The organism is Paucibacter sp. M5-1, from assembly GCF_027498415.2.
Taxonomy (GTDB): Bacteria; Pseudomonadota; Gammaproteobacteria; order Burkholderiales; family Burkholderiaceae_C; genus Roseateles_E.
Genome location: NZ_JAPZLM020000001.1, coordinates 3,190,365 through 3,208,592 on the forward strand (window position 1 = coordinate 3,190,365; position 18,228 = coordinate 3,208,592).

Below are 18,228 nucleotides of genomic sequence, written 5' to 3' on the forward strand. Positions count from 1 at the left end.
CCATGGCAAGCACCAATCTCTATCCCGACCCTTATCTGCAGTGGAGTCATCTGACCCAGTTTTCCGGTCATGCAGCCTGCCAGCGCCATGGTGCGGCACTGCTGATTCCGTTCCTGGTGCGAGTGTCCGAAGCGCAGCGCGCCGCTCTTGGCAAGTCCTTCTTTGTCTCACCCCATCATGTCCGGTCGACCGGTCCCTTCATGACTGTATGGGCGGCCATCCACGACATTGGTCAGCTGCAGGACTCGGTCGATTCAATGATGATGGCCCTGCCCATTGATAGGCCCCCTGTCGCGTGGGCCGCTCAAGCAACAGGATCGCCCCCACCGCCGCGTACGCAGTCGCTGCGTCCGGTAATCGGAGTTATCGACAACGACTGTGCCTACCTCAACACCGCCTTTCGCAACCCAGACGACCCGAGCAAAACTCGCCTATTGGGTTTGTGGCGCCAAGACTTGCCCGCAGCCGTCGGCTGGCCTGTACCACCTGAATTTGGCTATGGCGGAGAACTGGACCGTGCGGCGATCAATGAACAAATTGCCAGCAACGATGAGGCTGCGAGCTATCGGCTGGCTCAGTACCTGATGCAACAGGGAGGCGCATTCTTGCAGCAGCGCGCGCACGGCACGCATGTGCTCGACACTCTCGCCGGTGTGGTGAGGGCACCTGCACCCGCCTTGAGTGCCAAGCCCTCCCGCCCAGACTTGGCGCAGCAGTGCGACTTGGTGTTCGTTGATGTGCCGAGACCGAAGATTGGCGATGTCACCGGTGCATCCAGTGGGGCCTACCTGATCGATGCCGTTCACTACATCCTCGCTAAAGCTGACCCCGATGCTCCCGTGCTGATCAATATCAGCATTGGGGCGTTGGCCGGACCGCATGACGGCAGTTCACTGCTGGAGCTTGCCCTGGACGAGATTCTGAAGGAGACGCCGCGTTTGCTGATCACGGTCGCGGCTGGCAATGCGCGCGGCGAGCGCCTGCATGCACGCGCCACTTTGACTCCAGGCAGTCAACTGGAACTGGGCTGGCGGATCGCGCACGGAGACCCGACCGACAGCTTCCTTGAGCTATGGGGGCGCTGCACTCACGGCGGAGCACCCAGCCAACTCGATGTCGAACTGATTGCGCCGGATGGGCTCCGTTGTCTGGGGCCCCTGACAAGCGGACAGCATGCGTGCCTGCCAGCCATCCCCGATGTGCCGACGGAGGTTTGCTTGGCCGCCTTTGAAGCAGGTGGGCCAAAGTCGGTCGGGCAGGACATGATGATCCTGTCCACGGTTGCAGGGCTAGGCCCGGCAACGCAGAGCAACGCTGGGCTTTGGACGCTCCGGCTGCGCAATCAATCCTCGGAAGAACAGGTCATGCTGGATGCATGGATCCAGCGTGATGACCCTAGGCAAACGACGTCGGGTGAGCCTCAATCCAGATTGGAAACCTCGAGCGACCGAGGCTTCAGCATTTTCGGCGACGGCGCTCTCAGCGATCTGGCGACCTCGGCAGGCGTTGTCGTGGTGGGCGCAGCCTGTCTGCGCAGCGATGCCCTGGCGACCTACTCGCCGGGCGGCAGCTTGACACCTGACTGGCGCTGGCGACGCGGCGTCGATGCTTATGGCGCATCAGAAGAGGGCACGACCTTTGGTGGTCTCTATGCAACAGGCGTGTGCAGCGACACCCTGGTGCCTATGGCGGGCACGAGCGTCGCGGCACCCGTGCTTGCTCGACGGCTGGTCAACAGCATGGGCGCAACACGATTCGTCAATCTCGGAGATCGCCGCGCCTGGCTTGCCAGCATGCGCAGTCCGATCACGGCGGAGCCGCTCGTGGTGCGTCCATAATTTTGCCGGTCAAGACAGGCCGGCATGTGCCCTCAAGCTGAGTTGCACTCAGCCGATATACAGTCCGGCAGGCCCGCATCCCGGCGGGCCTTGCTTTGTCCACAACCCCATGCGCGTCTGCTCGCTCTCTTCCGTCAAGAACCGCATCGTGCTCGGCCAACCGCTGCCGTTCAGCGTGCGCGATGCCAGCCGCATGCTGCTGCTGGCACGGGGGCAGGTGATACGCGACGAGGCGCAGCTGCAGGAGTTGTTCGAGCGCGGCGCGCTGGTCGAGGTCCAGGAGTTGGCCGAGGCGGTGCAGCCCTCGCGGCGCGAGACGCCGGCGCAGCGGCTGGCACGGCTGCCGGCCGACTGGGACCGTGGCAGCCGCGATGTCAGGCAAGCGCTCGGTGCGCCCATCGCACAGCTGGCGAGCGCCATCCACAGCACCACCGATCTGCTGTTGTCGCTGATCGAATGCTCGCCCGATGTGGCCCTGTCCCAGGTGGTGCGCCAGCCCGAGGCCGGTGCCGGCCATTACGGCGTCAGCCACTCGATCCACGCCGCCACCGCCTGCCAGGCGGCGGCGCGCTATCTGGGCTGGTCCGTGGCCGAGCAGCGCCGCGCCTTCCAGGCCGCGCTGACGATGAATGTGGCGATGATCGATCTGCAAGCCCGGCTCTCGACCCAGGTCTCGCCGCTGACGGCCAAGCAGCGCGAGGCCATCAACGAACACCCGGCCCGCAGCGCCGAGATGCTCAGCGAGGCCGGCATCACCGACACCGACTGGATCGAGGCCGTGCTCAAGCACCATGAGCTGGCCGATGGATCCGGCTACCCGAACGGCGCGACCGATATCAGCGAGCTGGCCGAGATGCTGCGCTTTGCCGATGTCTACACGGCCCGCCTGTCCAGCCGCGCCAACCGCCCCGCGATGAGCGCCCAGCAGGCCGGCCGCGAGCTGCACCAGATGGCCGACGCCAGCCCGCTGGCCGGCGCGTTGATCAAGGCCTTCGGCATCTTCCCGCCGGGCAGCGTGGTCCGCCTGGCCTCGGGCGAGCTGGGCCTGGTGGTAGGCAATGGCGAGAAGGCGCATCAACCGCGCGTGGCGGTGCTGATCAATGGCGCCGGCGAGCCGCGCCTGAGCCCGGTGCTGCGCGACAGCGCGCGCGGCGAGCACGCGGTGGCGGCCCTGCTGCCGGTGCAGGCACTGCCGATGCGGCTGTCCGACGAGCAGGTCGCCGGCCTGATCGGGGCGGTCTGAGCCTGCGCCGCCAAAGGTCGTCGCCGCGCCGGGCGGCAAAGTCAGGGACATGACAGAAGGGGATCCGTCGCCCCACAATCCGCCGATGTGGCAACTGAGGCTCCTGGGCTCCTGTCGGCTCGCAAGCGATGCCGCGACGGCCGCCGCATCCCCCAAGGCACAAGCCCTGCTGGGCCTGCTGGGATGCGCCGGCCCCGCCGGCCTGACGCGGGAGTATCTGGGCAGCCTGCTGTGGGAGGAAGTGCCACGGGATCGGGCGCGGCAGAGCCTGCGCCAGCTGCTGAGCGAGCTGCGACGCGATTGCCCGGTGCTGCAGATCAACGGCGGCGAGCAGGTGATGCTGGACCCCCGCTGCGTCGGCGTCGACCTGTGGCAGTTCGAGCCGGCGGCGCGCTCCGCCGATCCGGAGCAGCTGCAGCTGGCCGCCTCGCTCTATGCCGGCCCGCTGCTGCAGGGTGGCGCGCTCATCAGCGAGGGGTTCGAGACCTGGCTGAGCGGCGAGCGGACCCGCGTCGAGCGTCTGGCCTGGGCCGCGCTCGAACGGCTGGCCCGCACGCTGCTGGCCGCCGGGCGCCACGAGGCGGCCGTGCCTTGCCTGCAGCGCTGGCTCGAACTCGACCCCGGCAACGAGCTGGCACATCGGCTGCTGATGCAGACCTGGGCGACGCTCGGCCGGCGCAGCGAGGCGCTGGCCCAGTACGAGCGCTGCGCGACGGTGCTGCGGCGCGAGTACGGCACGGCGCCGCAGGCCGAGACCGCAGCGCTGCGCGCGGCCCTGCGGGCCCCGGCGCCGGACGAGCCACAGGGGCGCCCGACGGGCGGCGGCGCTCTGGCCCTGGCCGTGCTGCCGTTGGCGGTGCTGCCGCAGGAGGCGGCGCTGGCAAGCCTGGCCCTCGTGGTGGCCGAGGACCTGGGCGCCGCGCTGGCGCGGCATTCGCAGCTGGCCGTCACGGCCCAGGCCGCGGTGCAGTCGGTGGCGGCGCGGGCGCAAGGCGACCTCGTGCGCATGGCCGAGCTGCTGAAGGCCTGCTTTCTGGTCGGCGGCGGTCTGCGCCGCACGCCGGAGGGGCGGCTGCGGCTGTCGCTGCACCTGATCTCCGGCGAGGACGCGCTGTACCTGTGGAGCCTGCAGGAAGACCTGGAGGCCCAGCCGGCGTCGGGGCTGCTGGACGAGCGCATCGCGGCCTGGGCCGCCGAGGTCGACCTGCAGGTCAGCGTGGCCTGGGCGCGCCGGCAGCGCCGCCAGCATGCCGACGGCGCGGGCGACGATGCCCGCGACCTGGTGCGCGATGCCAATTGCGCGCTGTTCGCGCGCGGCTGGGCCGAGGACTCGGTGCGCGCCGCGCTCGACTTCTACCGCCATGCCATCGCCGTCGATCCCGGGCATGCGCTGGCGCGGGCGCAGAAGGCCATCGTGATGGCCCTGGCCGGCAATATGGGGCTGCTGCCCGGCGCGGCCGCGCGCGCCGAGGCGCTGTCCGAGGCCGAACAGGCGCTGGAACTGGAGCCGCGCAACTCCGAGGTGCTTGGCTATGCCGGCTGCGCGCTGGCCGATCTGGGCGACCCGCGGCGTGCCCTGCCCTTCATCCAGCGGGCGGTCGATACCAACCCCGGCAATCCCCAGGCCTGGGCCGCGCTGGGCGCCACCCAGCTGATCCTGGGCGAGACCGAACGCGGCATCGAGCAATTGCAGCGCGGGCTGCGCCTGAGCCCGGACGACTACCGTCGACCCGTCTGGTACACCCTGCTGAGCGGGGCGCTGCAGCGGCTGGAGCGCCTGGACGAGGCCGCCGGCGCGGCCGAGGCGGCCTGCCGCGCGGACCCGCGCTTCTGGCCCGCACGCATCGTGCGGGCCGGGATCGAGCTGGAGCGCGGCCATCGCGCCGCGGCGCTCGCGGCGCTGCGCGAGGCCTGGCACATCCGCCCGTGCCTGAGCCCGGAGGAGTTGCGCGTCTGGGTGCGCAAGCGGCGCTTCGAGGCGCTGCAGGCCGTCTGGCGGGAAGCACGGCCCTTGACGCCGTCTTGACGCTGGGCTGACGCCCGTCGCGCATTCTTGCCGAACCGGGCCGCCGAGGCCGCAAAAAGGAGCCGAGCATGAACCGCACCGCCGAGCGCATCCGCACCGCCTGGGACCGCATGCAGGCCGCCTTCGAGCGCAAACCCGCGCAGGCGCAGGGGCAATGCACGATGCGCGCGCGCGTGGTGGACGGGCTGCATTGCGAGCTGCGCGAAGGCGACTGGACCCTGGCCGTCGACATGGCGGTGGAGGCCGGCGGCGGCGGCCAGCACCCCACGCCGGGCGTGCTCGGGCGCGGCGCGCTGGCCGGCTGCCTGGCCATCGGCTACACGGCCTGGCTGGCGCGCGCGGGCCTCTCCTGGCGCAGCCTGGAGGTCGAGGTGCAGGCGGACTTCGACGACCGCGGCATGCTCGGCAGCACCGACGTCTACCCGGGCTATCTGCGGGTGCGCCACACCCTCTACATCGACAGCGCCGCGCCGCAGGAGGCGCTGCGCCGCGCGATCGAGCAGGCTCAGAGCGCCAGTCCCTATCTGCATGTGTTCGCCGACCCCCAGCCGCTGAGCGGCGCGGTGGTGTTCGGCCCGCGCCCCTGAACCCGCCCGAGCCATGGACACCGCCCTGCAGCTGCGCGTGCAGCGCTATGGCTGGGATCGCGCCGCCGCCCACTACGACCCGGGCTGGCGGCAGGCGCTGGCGCCGGCCAGCGAGGCGCTGCTGACGCAAGCCGATCTGCGGCCCGGCGAGCGCGTGCTCGACGTGGCCTGCGGCACCGGGACCCTGACCCTGGCGGCGCTGCGCGCCGGCTGCGAGGTGATGGCCAGCGACCTGTCGCAGCAGATGCTGGCCGCGGCGGCCCAGCGCGTGGCGGAGGCGGGCGTGGCGCCGCCGCGCTGGCTGCGGGCGGACGCGCAGGCGCTGGACCGGGAGTTGGGCGAGGGCGGCTTCGACGTGCTGCTGTGCGGCCTGGGCCTGATGTACATGCCGGATCCCGAGCGCGCGCTGGCCGCGATGGCGCGCTGCCTGCGGCCGGGCGGGCGGCTGCTGGTGTCGGTCTGGGGCGAGCGGCGCGACTGCGCCTGGGCCGAGGTCTTTCCGATCGTCGACCGGCGGGTCCGCTCCGAGGTGTGCCCGCTGTTCTTCCGCCTGGGCACCGGCACGGCCCTGACGCAGGCGCTGCGGCGGACCGGCTTCGCCGCCGTGTGCAGCCGCCGCGTCGATGCCTGGCTCCGCTATGCCGGGGCACGCTCGGCCTGCGACGCCGTCCTGGCGGGCGGTCCGGTGGCCCTGGCCTATGCCCGCTTCGAGCGCCGCACGCGCGAAGCCGTGCAGGCGGAATACCTGGCTTCGATCGCCCGCTGGTGCGATGGCGCGGGCTATCGCCTGCCGGGCAGTTTTGTGGTCGCAAGCGGCGTGCGGGCCGATTCCCGCACATCCGACATCAGGAGCGAAAGATGATGAAGACGATGAACACCGACAAGCGCCGGAGCCGACCCCTGCTCGCCACGGTGGCGCTCCTGACGGCCCTCGCCTCGCATGCCCAGCCCGCCAGCGCCAACGAGGTGCTGAAGTGGAACGAGACGACCGTCAAGGTCATCGCCGTCGGCGGCCAGAACCCGATACAGCAGACCCGCAGCGTGGCGATGGTGCAGGGCGCCGTGCACGATGCGCTCAACGGCATCAAGCCGCGCCATGCCCCCTACTACTTCGAGGGCGTGGCGGCCCCAGGCGCCGCCGCAGAAGCGGCGGTGGCCGCCGCCACCCGCACCGTGCTGCTGTCGGTGATCCCGGCCTTCGGCGCGCCGCCGCAGCGCGCCGAGGCGCTGGCCCAGGTGGAGGATGCGTATCGCCTTGCCCTGGCCGCGCTCGCCGACGGGCCGGCCAAGCAGGCTGGCGTGGCGATCGGCCAGGCCGCCGGCGAAGCGATGCTGGCGCTGCGCAAGGACGATGGCGCGACCAGGCCCGCCGCCTACACGCCGGCCAGCGGGCCGGGGCGCTGGCGGCCGCACCCCAACCCGGAGCCACCGAACCCGCCCATCAAGGATCCCAAGCTGGCGCCCGGCTTCGCGGCCTCCATGCTGCCCGGCTGGGGCCATGTGACGCCGTTCACGCTGCTGTCGACCTCGCAGTACTGGCTGCCGGGCCCCCCCGCGCTGACCAGCGCGCAGTACGCGCAGGAGTTCAATGAGGTGAAGACGCTGGGCGGCCAGCTGAGCAGTGCCCGCACGCCCGAGCAGACCGAGATCTCCCGTTTCTGGTTCGAAGGCCCGGGAGCCTGGTATCGGGTGGCTCGCGCCGTGGCCGAGGCACGCGGCCTCGATGCCTGGGACAGCGCGCGCGCGCTGGCCGTGACCTCGCTGGCCATGGCCGACACCTATATCGCCGGCTTCAAGATCCGCTATGTCTACGACTTCTGGCGTCCGGTGACCGCGATCCGCGAGGCGGCCGACGATGGCAACGAGGCCACCGTGGCCGATCCAGCCTGGAACAGCCAGCAGAACACGCCGGCGGTGTCGGACTATCCGTCGACGCAGAGCCTGTTCAGCGGCGCGGCGGCGGTGGCGCTGGCGGGCGTCATCGGCAGCGACCAGGTCGGCTTCACGATCAGCAGCGGCCCACCGTTCGCCGGCATCAAGCGCACGTTCACCAGCCTGTCGCAGGCGGCCCGCGAGAGCGCGGACTCGCGCATCTATGCCGGCATCCACTTCCGCTCGGCCTGCGAGGACGGGCTGGCGCTCGGCCGGCGGATCGGCCAGCGCACGGTCGCGATGTATCTGCAGCCGCTGGGCCGCTAGGCCATCGCGGCACCCACCAATTTTCACCTGGAGTACCCCACCATGAGCAGCACCGACAACACCATGCCCCCCGAGATGCAGGCCCTGAAGCAGAAGCTCAAGACGACCTGGATGGCCGGCGACTATGGACATTTCGCCAAGTTCCTCGAACCCGATGCGCTGGCCTTCCTGGCGCGCCTGAACCTGCAACCGGACCAACGCCTGCTCGACGTGGCCTGCGGCGCCGGGCAGATCGTCATTCCAGCGGCGCGCGCAGGCATCGCCGCCACCGGCGTGGACATCGCCACCAACTCGATCCTGCGCGCCCGCGAGCGGGCGACCGAAGAGGGGCTGGCGACGGCACACTTCGACGAGGGCGATGCCGAGGCGCTGCCCTACGCGGACGCCAGCTTCGATGTGGTCAGCAGCCTGTTCGGTGCGATGTTTGCGCCGCGCCCCGACCACGTGGCCGCCGAGCTGCTGCGCGTGTGCCGCCCGGGCGGGCGCATCGTGATGGGCAACTGGACCCCGCAGGGGCATGTGGGCCAGATGTTCAAGGTGATCGGCAGGCATGTACCGCCCTCGCCGCTGATGGCGTCTCCGCTGGCCTGGGGCGACGAGGCCACGGTGCGCGACCGGCTGGGCCACGGGGCTGCGCGCATCATCGTCACCAGGCGCAACTACGCGATGCGCTACCCCTTCAGCCCGGCCGATGTGGTGGAGTTCTTCATCACCTACTATGGCCCGACCAACCGCGCGCATGCCGCGCTGGACGGCGCCGGCCAGGCCGCCTTGCGCGCCGATCTGGAGCAGCTCTGGGCCGCCAGCAACCGCGCGGTCGACGGATCCACGCAGGTGGAGTCGGAGTTCCTGGAGGTGGAGGTCGTGCGGAACTGAGGCCGGTCACCCAAGTCGTGCCCTGGCCAGGACTGGCCTGGCCGGCTTGCCAGCGCCCCGGCGCCGATTGATTTGGGGGTGCCGCGCGCTCAGAGCTTGAAGTCGTAATCGATCGTCAGCGGCGCATGGTCGCTAAACTTCTGGGCCTTGTAGATCGCCGCCTGCTTGGCCAAGGCGGCCAGCTTCGGGGTCGCGAAGTGGTAGTCCAGGCGCCAGCCCACGTTCTTCGCATAGGCCTGGCCGCGGTTGCTCCACCATGTGTAGCACTCGTCGGTGGTGTCGGGATGCAGCTGGCGGTAGACATCGATCAGGCCGCCCTGGTCCGGCCCGCTGCCGAAGAGCTGGTCCAGCCAGGCGCGCTCCTCGGGCAGGAAGCCGCTGTTCTTCAGATTGCCCTTCCAGTTCTTCAGGTCGGCGGGCTTGTGGGCGATGTTCACGTCGGCCACCAGGATGAACTCGCGCTCGGCCTTCAATGCCATCAGGTAGGGGTACATCGCCGCGAGGAAGCGGTACTTGGCCTCCTGGCGCTCCGGGCCGCTGGAGCCGCTTGGGAAATAGCAGCTGATGATGCTGAGCTTGCGGCCGGGCTTGTCGAAGCGCATCTCGACCCAGCGGCCCTCGTCATCGAACTTCGGCACGCCGAAGCCCTTGATGATGTCGCTGGGCTCGATGCGGCTGTACAGGCCGACGCCCGAATAGCCCTTCTTCTGCGCGTAGTGGAAATGGCCCTTCAGGTCGCCCGAGCTGCAGAAGACCTGATCCACATGCTCGTGCTGGGCCTTGACCTCCTGCACGCCCAGCAGATCGGCGTTCTGCTGCGGCAGCCAGTCGAAAAATCCCTTGGTGGCAGCGGAGCGGATGCCGTTGAGATTGGCGGTGATCAGGCGCATGGATGGCGGTCGGTAGGAGGAAGGGACGGCCACTGTAGCGCAGGCGCTTTCTGCGGTGTTTTGGCAACAAAACCGTCACAGCCTAGGGTTTTCCAGTAATTCCTGGCACCCAACTTGCTAGATTCCCGGGCTTGGTCCCTCCGGGCGCCAGCCGCCTGCAGCCAGCATTCCTTTCCCCCTTGGAGTACCACCCGATGTTGCAACACCCCGCACAAGCCCGCCCTGCGCCGACCGCCCTCGCGGTCGCGCTGGCCCTGGCCGCCTGGCCCGCCAGCCAGGCCCTGGCCCAGGAAAAAACCCAGCTCGAAACCGTCACGATCACGGCCGAGCGCCGGGTCGAGAACATCAAGGACGTGCCGACCGCCGTCTCCAGCATCAGCGGCGAGAAGCTCGATGTGCTGGCCTCGGGCGGCCAGGATGTGCGCTTCCTCTCGGGTCGGGTGCCCAGCCTGAACATCGAGTCGTCCTTCGGTCGCGCCTATCCGCGTTTCTATATCCGCGGCTACGGCAACTCGGACTTCCGCCTGAACGCCTCGCAGCCGGTTTCGGTGATCTATGACGATGTGGTGCAGGAGAACCCGATCCTGAAGGGCTTCCCGGTCTTCGACCTGAAGGCGGTCGAAGTGATCGCCGGCCCGCAGGGCACCTTGTTCGGCCGCAACACGCCGGCCGGCGTGGTCAAGTTCGACTCGGTGCGTCCGAGCCAGAAGCAGGACGGGTATGTCAGCCTGTCCTATGGGCGCTTCGGCAGCTTCAATGCCGAAGCCGCAGCCAATCTCCCGCTGACGGGCGACTGGTCGGCCCGTGTCTCGGGCTTGGTGCAGCGCCGTGACGACTGGGTCAAGAACACCAACAGCACCGGCACCCGCGAGACCGAGGGCTACCGCGACGCCGCAGTGCGTCTGCAGGCTCTGTACGAGCCGCACAAGCAGTTCAGCGCGCTGTTCAACGTGCATCACCGCAATCTGGACGGCAGCCCGCGCCTGTTCCGTGGCGGCATCATCAGGCCCGGCAGCAACGATCTGGTCGACGGCTTCGATCCGAAGCGCATCTCGATCGATGGCACCAACAGCCAGGATCTGAAGCAGAGCGGCGCCAGCGCCCGCCTTAAATGGGCGCTGGATGGCTTCAACGTCTACTCGATCACCGGCTACGAGACCGTCAAACCGTTCAGCCGCGGCGACATCGACGGTGCCTCGGTCTACAACGCGCCCGCCCCGTTCGGCGCTGGCTTCCCGGTCGAGACCTCGGACGCGCTGACCGGTCACCGCCAGCTGAGCCAGGAAGTGCGCCTGGAATCCACCACGCCGGGGCCCTTGCGCTGGCAGGCCGGCGTCTACCTCTTCGACGAGAAGTACACCATTCAGGCCACCGACTACATCACGCCCCTGGTTCTGAGCTCCTACCAGACCAACAGGGCCTGGGCCCTGTTCGGCTCGGTCAACTACGAGCTGAGCGAGCGCCTGAAGCTGCGTGGCGGCCTGCGCTACACCAAGGACAAGAAGGATCTGTCGACCAGCTCGACCGACCCGGCGCGTCTCAGGACCGAGGCCGGCACATCGGCCCATACCGACGACGCCAAGTGGAACTGGGACAGCTCGCTGACCTATGCGCTCAATCGCGATACCAATGTCTACACGCGCTTCGCGACGGGTTTCCGTGCCTCTTCGATCCAGCCGGCGGCCGAGTTCAATCCGCAGTCGCAGGCCAGACCCGAAGACGTCAAGTCCATTGAGTTCGGCATCAAGTCGGATCTGTGGGACCGCCGTGCCCGCCTCTCGGCCGCCGTGTTCAGCTACGAGGTCAAGAATCAGCAGCTGACGGCCGTCGGCGGCGGCAACAATGCCAACCGCCTGATCAATGCCAAGAAGTCCAAGGGCAGCGGTGCCGAGTTCAACCTCGAGGTGCTGCCGACCGACAACCTGCTGCTGACCCTGGGCGCCAGCTACAACAAGACGGCCCTGAAGGACGGCGGCCTGCAGGTCGAAGCCTGCGGCTCCGCCTGCACCCTGCGCGACCCGATCATCGTGCCGCGCAACCCGGCCGCCTTCAAGTTCTCCGACACCGTGCTGATCGACGGCAACCCGCTGCCGAACGCGCCGAAGTGGACCGCCAATCTGACGGCCCGCTACAGCATCCCGACCGCAGCCGGCAACGAGTACTACATCTACACCGACTGGGCCTACCGTTCCAAGGTCAACTTCTTCCTCTACGACTCGGTTGAATTCACCGGCAAGTCGCTGACCGAGGGCGGCCTGCGCGTCGGCTACATCTGGGACAACGGCAAGTACGAGGTGGCCGGTTTCGCTCGCAACATCACCAACAAGGTGGTGACCACCGGTGCCATCGACTTCAACAATCTGCTGGGCTTCATCAACGACCCGCGCACCTACGGTGTGCAGTTCAAGGCCCTGTTCTAAGCCCTGAGGGCTGCTTGATCGAGCCCGGTCGCTGCAAGGCGGCCGGGCTTTTTAACGCCCCTACAATGCCGACGAATCATCAAAAAGCCCGCTCATGACCACCGCTGCCGACCCCACCGATGCCCTGGCCCAGGATTTCGTTGCCTTTGCCGTCGAGGCCGGCGTGCTGCGCTTCGGCGAGTTCAAGACCAAGGCCGGGCGGCTGAGCCCCTATTTCTTCAACGCCGGTCTGTTCGACGACGGTGCCAAGCTGGGCCGGCTGGCCGGTTTCTACGCCCAGCGCCTGATCGCCTCGGGCCTGGCTTTCGACATGATCTTCGGCCCGGCCTACAAGGGCATCACGCTGGCGGCCGCCGTCTCGATGGAGCTGGCGCGGCTGGGCCACAACAAGCCTTTCGCCTACAACCGCAAGGAAGCCAAGGACCATGGCGAGGGCGGCACCCTGGTCGGCGCACCGGTGCGGGGTCGGGTCTTGATCATTGACGATGTGATCTCGGCCGGCACCTCGGTGCGCGAGTCGATCGCGATGATCCGGGCCGCCGGCGCCACGCCCTGCGGCGTGACGATCGCGCTGGACCGCCAGGAGAAAGCCGCCGAGAACGGCGTCGACATGAGCTGGTCGGCCGTGCAGTATGTGTCTGAGCAATTGCAACTGCCTGTGATCTCGATTGCCGGACTGGCGGACTTGCTACAGTATCTGCGCAGCACCAGCGACACGGTGGCCGCCGGCCACTCGGCGGCGGTGCAGGCCTACCGAGACCGATACGGAGTCTGATGCGAGCTTCCAGCCCTGCCCCTGCCGTCCTGCTGCTGCTGCTGGCCGAGGCCGGCCTGGTCTGGGCGCAGGCCAAACCGGCATCGATCGGGGCCATCTACAGCTGCACCACGGCCGATGGCCGGCGCCTGACCTCGGACCGGCTGATCGCCGACTGCAACAACCGCGAGCAGCGCATCCTGAACACCGATGGCTCGCTGCGTGCCATCGTGCCGCCGGCGATGTCGCCCGAGGAGCGGGCCGCCTATGAAGCGCGCGAGCGTCGCCTGGCGGCCGAGCGGGCTGCCCAGGCCGATGCGGTGCGGCGCGACCGCAATCTGATGACGCGCTACCGCAGCGCCGAGGCCCACCAGCAAGCCCGCGAGGCCGCGCTGGACGATGTCATCAAGGGCATGCGCCTGTCCGAGAACCGCATCAAGGACCTGGCCACCGAGCGCAAGCCCTTGCAGGACGAGGCCGAGTTCTACAAGGGCCGGCCGCTGCCGGCCAAGCTCAAGCAGCAGCTCGACGCCAACGACGCCTCGGCCGAGGCACAGCGCGTGCTGATCGAGAACCAGAAGGCCGAGCTGGTGCGCATCAACAAGAATTTCGACGCCGAGCTGGCGCGCCTGAAGAAGCTCTGGGCCGGCGCGCCCCCCGGCAGCCTGGACTGATCAGCCCATCAGCCAGGGCATGCGGGACATGCCCTGGCCTTCGCTAGGCGTCGCCCGGTCCGCAGGGACCGGCCTCGGTCCTAGCTCAGCTTCTTTTTCAGCAGCTCGTTGACCGCGGTCGGATTGGCCTTGCCCTTGGTGGCCTTCATGGCCTGGCCGACCAGGGCGTTGAAGGCCTTGTCCTTGCCGGCGCGGAACTCCTCCACCGATTTCTGATTGGCGGCCAGCACCTCGTCGAGGATGCGCTCCAGCTCACCGGTGTCATTGGACTGCTTGAGGTCCTTGGCTTCGATGATGGCGTCGACCTCGCCGCCCTTGGACCACAGCTCCTCGAACACCTGCTTGGCCGAGTTGTTGGAGATCGTGCCGTCCTGGATGCGCAGGATCAGCGCGCCCAGGGTCGCGGCGCTCACCGGGCTGCTGTCAATCTCGCGCTCCTCGGCATTGAGGCGGCGCGCAATCTCGCCCTGCAGCCAGTTGGCCACCAGCTTGGGCGCCTTGCAGATGTCACGGGCGGCTTCGTAGAAACGCGCGGTCGCGAGGCTGGCCGTCATCAGGCTGGCGTCATAGGCCGGCAGACCGTCGGCCTCCTGGAAGCGTGCGGCCATCACGGCCGGCAGCTCGGGCAGCTCGCCGCGCACCCGCTCCACCCATTCCGGCGCGATCACCAGCGGCGGCAGATCGGGGTCGGGGAAGTAGCGGTAGTCGGCCGCGTCTTCCTTGCTGCGCATCGCCCGGGTCTCGCCAGTGTCGGGGTTGAACAGCACGGTGGCCTGCTGGATCTCGCGGCCGTCCTCGATCTCGTCGATCTGCCAGTTGACCTCGTAGTCGACCGCCTGCAGCAGATTGCGGAAACTGTTCAGGTTCTTGATCTCGCGGCGCGTGCCATAGGGCTCGCCGGGCTTGCGCACCGAGACATTGACATCGCAGCGGAACGAGCCCTCCTGCATATTGCCGTCGCAGATGCCCAGCCACATCACCAGCGCATGCAGGGTCTTGGCGTACTCGCAGGCCTCGGCGCCGGAGCGCATATCGGGCTCGGAGACGATCTCCAGCAGCGGCGTGCCGGCGCGGTTCAGGTCTATGCCCGATTGGCCGTGGTAGTCCTCGTGCAGGCTCTTGCCCGCGTCCTCTTCGAGGTGGGCGCGGGTCAGGTTGACGATCTTCTTCTGCTCGCCGACGAAGAACTCCAGCTTGCCGCCCTGCACGACCGGGATCTCGTACTGGCTGATCTGATAGCCTTTGGGCAGGTCGGGGTAGAAGTAGTTCTTGCGCGCGAAGATCGACAGCGGCGCGATCTTCGCGCCCACGGCCAGGCCCAGCCGGATCGCTCGCTCGACCGCGCCGCGGTTCAGGACCGGCAGGGTGCCGGGCAGGGCCAGGTCCACCGGCGAGGCCTGGGTATTGGGCTCGGCGCCGAAGGCCGTCGAGGAGCCGCTGAAGATCTTCGATTGGGTGGACAGCTGGACGTGGTTCTCCAGCCCGATCACGACTTCGTAGCCGCGGATGAGTTTGCTCGTCATGTCAGATTCCTGCCGGGGCTTGTTGGTGCCAGTCGGTCGCCTGCTGCAAGGCATTGGCCGCGTGCAAGAGCTGACCCTCCTTGAAGTAGTTGCCCAGCAACTGCAGGCCCACCGGCATGCCGCCCTCGCCCAGGCCCACCGGCACGCTCATGCCGGGCAGGCCGGCCAGCGAACCGGGCAGCGTGAAGATGTCGGCCAGATAGGCCTTGACCGGATCGTCCGCGCCCTCGCCATGCTTCCAGGCGACGGTCGGCGCCACCGGGCCGGCGATCAGGTCGCACTGCGTGAAGCAGCGCTGGAAGTCGTCGGCAATCATGCGGCGCAGCTTCTGCGCCTGCAGGTAGTAGGCGTCGTAATAGCCATGGCTCAGCACATAGGAGCCGATCATGATGCGGCGCTTGACCTCGGCACCGAAGCCCTCAGCGCGGGTCTTCTTGTACATGTCCAGCAGATCGTCGTACTTGGCGGCGCGGTGGCCGAACTTGACGCCGTCGAAGCGGGAGAGGTTCGAGCTGGCCTCGGCCGGCGCGATGATGTAGTAGACCGGAATCGCCAGCTCGGTGCGCGGCAGGCTGACGTCGACCAGCGTGGCGCCGAGCTTTTCCAGCTCGGCCAGACCGGCGCGCACCGCGCGCTCGACATCGCCGCTCAGCGCGGCCGGGAAGAACTCGCGCGGCAGGCCGATGCGCAGACCCTTGAGCGGCTGGGCCGCCGTGGCACCATCGCGGGCCGCCAGCATCTGCGCATGGAAGTCCTGCGGTGGCTGCTCGATGCTGGTGGCATCGCGCTCGTCGAAGCCGCTCATCGCCGACAGCAGCAGGGCGCAGTCTTCGGCCGAGCGCGCCATCGGGCCGGCCTGATCCAGGCTGGAGGCGAAGGCGATCATGCCGTAGCGCGAGCACACGCCATAGGTCGGCTTGATGCCGGTGATGCCGGTGAAGCTGGCCGGCTGGCGGATCGATCCGCCGGTGTCGGTGCCGGTGGTGGCCGGCACCAGGCGGGCCGCCACCGCAGCGGCCGAGCCGCCCGAGGAGCCGCCCGGCACCCGGCTCGCGTCCCAGGGGTTGGCCACCGGCTTGAAGGCCGAGTTCTCGTTGGCCGAGCCCATCGCGAACTCGTCGCAGTTGAGCTTGCCCAGCGAGACCGTGCCGGCCGCGTTCAGCTTGGCGACGACGGTGGCGTCAAAAGGGCTGCGGTAGCCGACCAGCATCTTGGAGCCGGCGGTCGTGGGCATGTCGCGGGTGACGAAGATGTCCTTGTGCGCCAGCGGCACGCCCAGCAGGGGCCCTGCCCCGCCAGCAGCACGGCGCGCATCGGCAGAGCGCGCGCTGGCCAGCGCGCCCTCGGCATCGACATGCAGAAAGGCCCCCAGCGCCTCGGCGGAGGTAACACGTGCAAGAAGGTGTTGCGTGATTTCGAGGCTGGAAACCGTCTTGTCGGCAAGGGCACGGCCGAGTTCGGCGACGCCCAGGGTGTGCAGCATATTCATTCGATGACCTTGGGAACCAGGAACAGACCGTCTTCGACCGCCGGCGCGCTGCGCTGATTGAGCTCGCGCTGATTGCTCTCGGTGACCGCATCCTCGCGCAGGCGCAAAGCCACCTCCTGCACGGCGGACAGCGGCGTGTACAGCGGCTCGACGCCGCTGGTATCGACCGCGCTCATCTGCTCGACGATGGTGAAGAAGCCATTGAGCTGAGTCAGCAGCGCCTCGGGTTCGCCGCCTTGCAGCTCCAGCCGCGCCAGATGGGCGATGCGGCTCACGTCTTGTGGGGTCAGGGCCATGGGGTAAACGGTTTGGGGCCGGGAAAAACCAGGTCCGTAAGTGTCAGAAACTGAGGTCCCCTCGGGTCTGCCAGGGCAGGAAACCCAGAGGTGATCGGGTATTATCTCCGCTTATCTCCATGGTTACGGGGCTGCATGGCCGCAAGGTTCAAGCGGCCTCGTTGCATATGGTGCGAACAAATCCGCGCAGCCCTCAATCCGGCTGCACCGTTTTCAGAACCGCTCAGCCCCAAGCCAGCTCCAGGTCGATCTCACCCACAGGCTCAGATGCCCTGACTGGCGCTCCACACACACCATGTTCGCTTCCCTGCGTCGCTACTTCTCCACCGACCTCGCCATCGACCTCGGCACCGCCAACACCCTCATCTACGTGCGCGGCAAGGGCATCGTGCTGGATGAGCCCTCGGTGGTCGCCATCCGCCACGAAGGCGGCCCGAACGGCAAGAAGACCATCCAGGCCGTCGGCCGCGAGGCCAAGGCCATGCTGGGCAAGGTGCCCGGCAATATCGAGGCGATCCGCCCGATGAAAGACGGCGTGATCGCCGACTTCACCGTCACCGAGCAGATGCTCAAGCAGTTCATCAAGATGGTGCACGACTCGAAGATGCTCAAGCCGAGCCCGAGAATCATCATCTGCGTGCCCTGCGGCTCGACCCAGGTCGAGCGCCGCGCGATCCGTGAGTCCGCGCTGGGCGCCGGCGCCTCCGAGGTCTACCTGATCGAAGAGCCGATGGCCGCCGCGATCGGTGCCGGCCTGCCGGTGTCGGAAGCCTCGGGCTCGATGGTGGTCGACATCGGCGGCGGCACCACCGAGGTCGGCGTGATCTCGCTGGGCGGCATGGTCTACAAGGGCTCGGTCCGCGTCGGCGGCGACAAGTTCGACGAGGCCATCATCAACTACATCCGCCGCAACTACGGCATGCTGATCGGCGAGCCCACCGCCGAGGCGATCAAGAAGAACATCGGCTCGGCCTTCCCCGGCTCCGAGGTCAAGGAAATGGAAGTCAAGGGCCGCAACCTCAGCGAGGGCGTGCCGCGCAGCTTCACGATTTCGAGCAACGAGATCCTGGAAGCGCTGACCGACCCGCTGAATCAGATCGTCAGTGCGGTGAAGAACGCGCTGGAGCAGACCCCGCCCGAGCTGGGCGCCGACATCGCCGAGCGCGGCATGATGCTGACCGGCGGCGGCGCGCTGCTGCGCGACCTGGACCGTTTGCTGGCCGAGGAGACCGGCCTGCCGGTGCTGGTGGCAGAGGATCCGCTGACCTGCGTGGTGCGCGGTTGCGGCATGGCGCTGGAGCGCATGGAGCGCCTGGGCTCGATCTTCACCTCGGAGTAAGCGCCTCCATGAAGCGCTCCGAGCCGGCACGCTTCACGCGGGGCCGGCTTTTGCACATCTTGCCCCCCGCCTGA

15 protein-coding genes are annotated in these 18,228 nt (G+C 68.4%); 11 read left to right on the forward strand and 4 right to left on the reverse strand.

Annotation, left to right across the window (positions count from 1 at the left end; all coding sequences use genetic code 11):
- Positions 1-2: 2 nt before the first annotated feature.
- From O5M90_RS14910 to O5M90_RS14940, 7 genes are all read left to right on the forward strand, one after another.
- Complete coding sequence (locus O5M90_RS14910; RefSeq protein ID WP_269839365.1) at positions 3-1,838, forward strand: hypothetical protein; 1,836 nt, start codon at positions 3-5, stop codon at positions 1,836-1,838.
- Positions 1,839-1,947: 109 nt separating this feature from the next.
- Complete coding sequence (locus O5M90_RS14915) at positions 1,948-3,081, forward strand: HD-GYP domain-containing protein (protein ID WP_269839366.1); 1,134 nt, start codon at positions 1,948-1,950, stop codon at positions 3,079-3,081.
- Positions 3,082-3,166: 85 nt separating this feature from the next.
- The gene (locus O5M90_RS14920) at positions 3,167-5,107 is read left to right on the forward strand and encodes a BTAD domain-containing putative transcriptional regulator (protein WP_269839367.1); all 1,941 of its coding nucleotides are present in this window, start codon (positions 3,167-3,169) and stop codon (positions 5,105-5,107) included.
- A 68-nt stretch (positions 5,108-5,175) separates the two neighbouring features.
- Positions 5,176-5,694 (forward strand): OsmC family protein, encoded by a 519-nt coding sequence (locus O5M90_RS14925; protein ID WP_269839368.1) that lies wholly within the window; start codon positions 5,176-5,178, stop codon positions 5,692-5,694.
- Positions 5,695-5,707: 13 nt separating this feature from the next.
- Positions 5,708-6,556 carry a class I SAM-dependent methyltransferase gene (locus O5M90_RS14930; protein ID WP_269839369.1) on the forward strand — a complete coding sequence of 283 codons (849 nt, stop codon included), beginning with the start codon at positions 5,708-5,710 and terminating at the stop codon, positions 6,554-6,556.
- Positions 6,553-7,893, forward strand: coding sequence for a vanadium-dependent haloperoxidase (locus O5M90_RS14935; protein ID WP_440402135.1), 1,341 nt, complete (start codon positions 6,553-6,555; stop codon positions 7,891-7,893). The genes O5M90_RS14930 and O5M90_RS14935 overlap by 4 nt, the downstream gene beginning before the upstream one ends.
- A gap of 42 nt (positions 7,894-7,935) precedes the next feature.
- Entirely contained in the window at positions 7,936-8,769 is an 834-nt protein-coding gene (locus O5M90_RS14940; RefSeq protein ID WP_269839371.1) for a class I SAM-dependent methyltransferase, read from the forward strand.
- A gap of 89 nt (positions 8,770-8,858) precedes the next feature.
- Here the strand turns inward: O5M90_RS14940 and O5M90_RS14945 are convergent, their stop codons facing one another.
- Positions 8,859-9,659, reverse strand: a complete 801-nt coding sequence (locus O5M90_RS14945; RefSeq protein ID WP_269839372.1) for an exodeoxyribonuclease III — start codon at positions 9,657-9,659, stop codon at positions 8,859-8,861.
- 194 nt (positions 9,660-9,853) lie between these two features.
- Between O5M90_RS14945 and O5M90_RS14950 the strand changes: the two genes are divergently transcribed.
- From O5M90_RS14950 to O5M90_RS14960, 3 genes are all read left to right on the forward strand, one after another.
- Entirely contained in the window at positions 9,854-12,079 is a 2,226-nt protein-coding gene (locus tag O5M90_RS14950; RefSeq protein WP_269839373.1) for a TonB-dependent receptor, read from the forward strand.
- Positions 12,080-12,173: 94 nt separating this feature from the next.
- Entirely contained in the window at positions 12,174-12,854 is a 681-nt protein-coding gene (gene pyrE / locus O5M90_RS14955) for an orotate phosphoribosyltransferase (protein ID WP_269839374.1), read from the forward strand.
- Complete coding sequence (locus O5M90_RS14960; RefSeq protein ID WP_440402137.1) at positions 12,854-13,507, forward strand: hypothetical protein; 654 nt, start codon at positions 12,854-12,856, stop codon at positions 13,505-13,507. Before pyrE ends, O5M90_RS14960 begins: the two co-directional genes overlap by 1 nt.
- A gap of 80 nt (positions 13,508-13,587) precedes the next feature.
- On the opposite strand, the gene gatB is transcribed toward O5M90_RS14960, so the two are convergent.
- From gatB to gatC, 3 genes are read right to left on the reverse strand one after another with little or no spacing between them, the layout of a single operon-like run.
- The gene (gatB, locus tag O5M90_RS14965) at positions 13,588-15,030 is read right to left on the reverse strand and encodes an Asp-tRNA(Asn)/Glu-tRNA(Gln) amidotransferase subunit GatB (protein WP_269839376.1); all 1,443 of its coding nucleotides are present in this window, start codon (positions 15,028-15,030) and stop codon (positions 13,588-13,590) included.
- A 1-nt stretch (position 15,031) separates the two neighbouring features.
- Positions 15,032-16,519, reverse strand: a complete 1,488-nt coding sequence (gene gatA / locus O5M90_RS14970; protein WP_269839377.1) for an Asp-tRNA(Asn)/Glu-tRNA(Gln) amidotransferase subunit GatA — start codon at positions 16,517-16,519, stop codon at positions 15,032-15,034.
- Positions 16,516-16,815, reverse strand: a complete 300-nt coding sequence (gene gatC / locus O5M90_RS14975; RefSeq protein WP_137945425.1) for an Asp-tRNA(Asn)/Glu-tRNA(Gln) amidotransferase subunit GatC — start codon at positions 16,813-16,815, stop codon at positions 16,516-16,518. The genes gatA and gatC overlap by 4 nt, the downstream gene beginning before the upstream one ends.
- A 295-nt stretch (positions 16,816-17,110) precedes the next feature.
- On the opposite strand from gatC, the gene O5M90_RS14980 reads away from it, so the two are divergent.
- Positions 17,111-18,154, forward strand: a complete 1,044-nt coding sequence (locus O5M90_RS14980; RefSeq protein WP_137945426.1) for a rod shape-determining protein — start codon at positions 17,111-17,113, stop codon at positions 18,152-18,154.
- Positions 18,155-18,228: the final 74 nt, after the last annotated feature.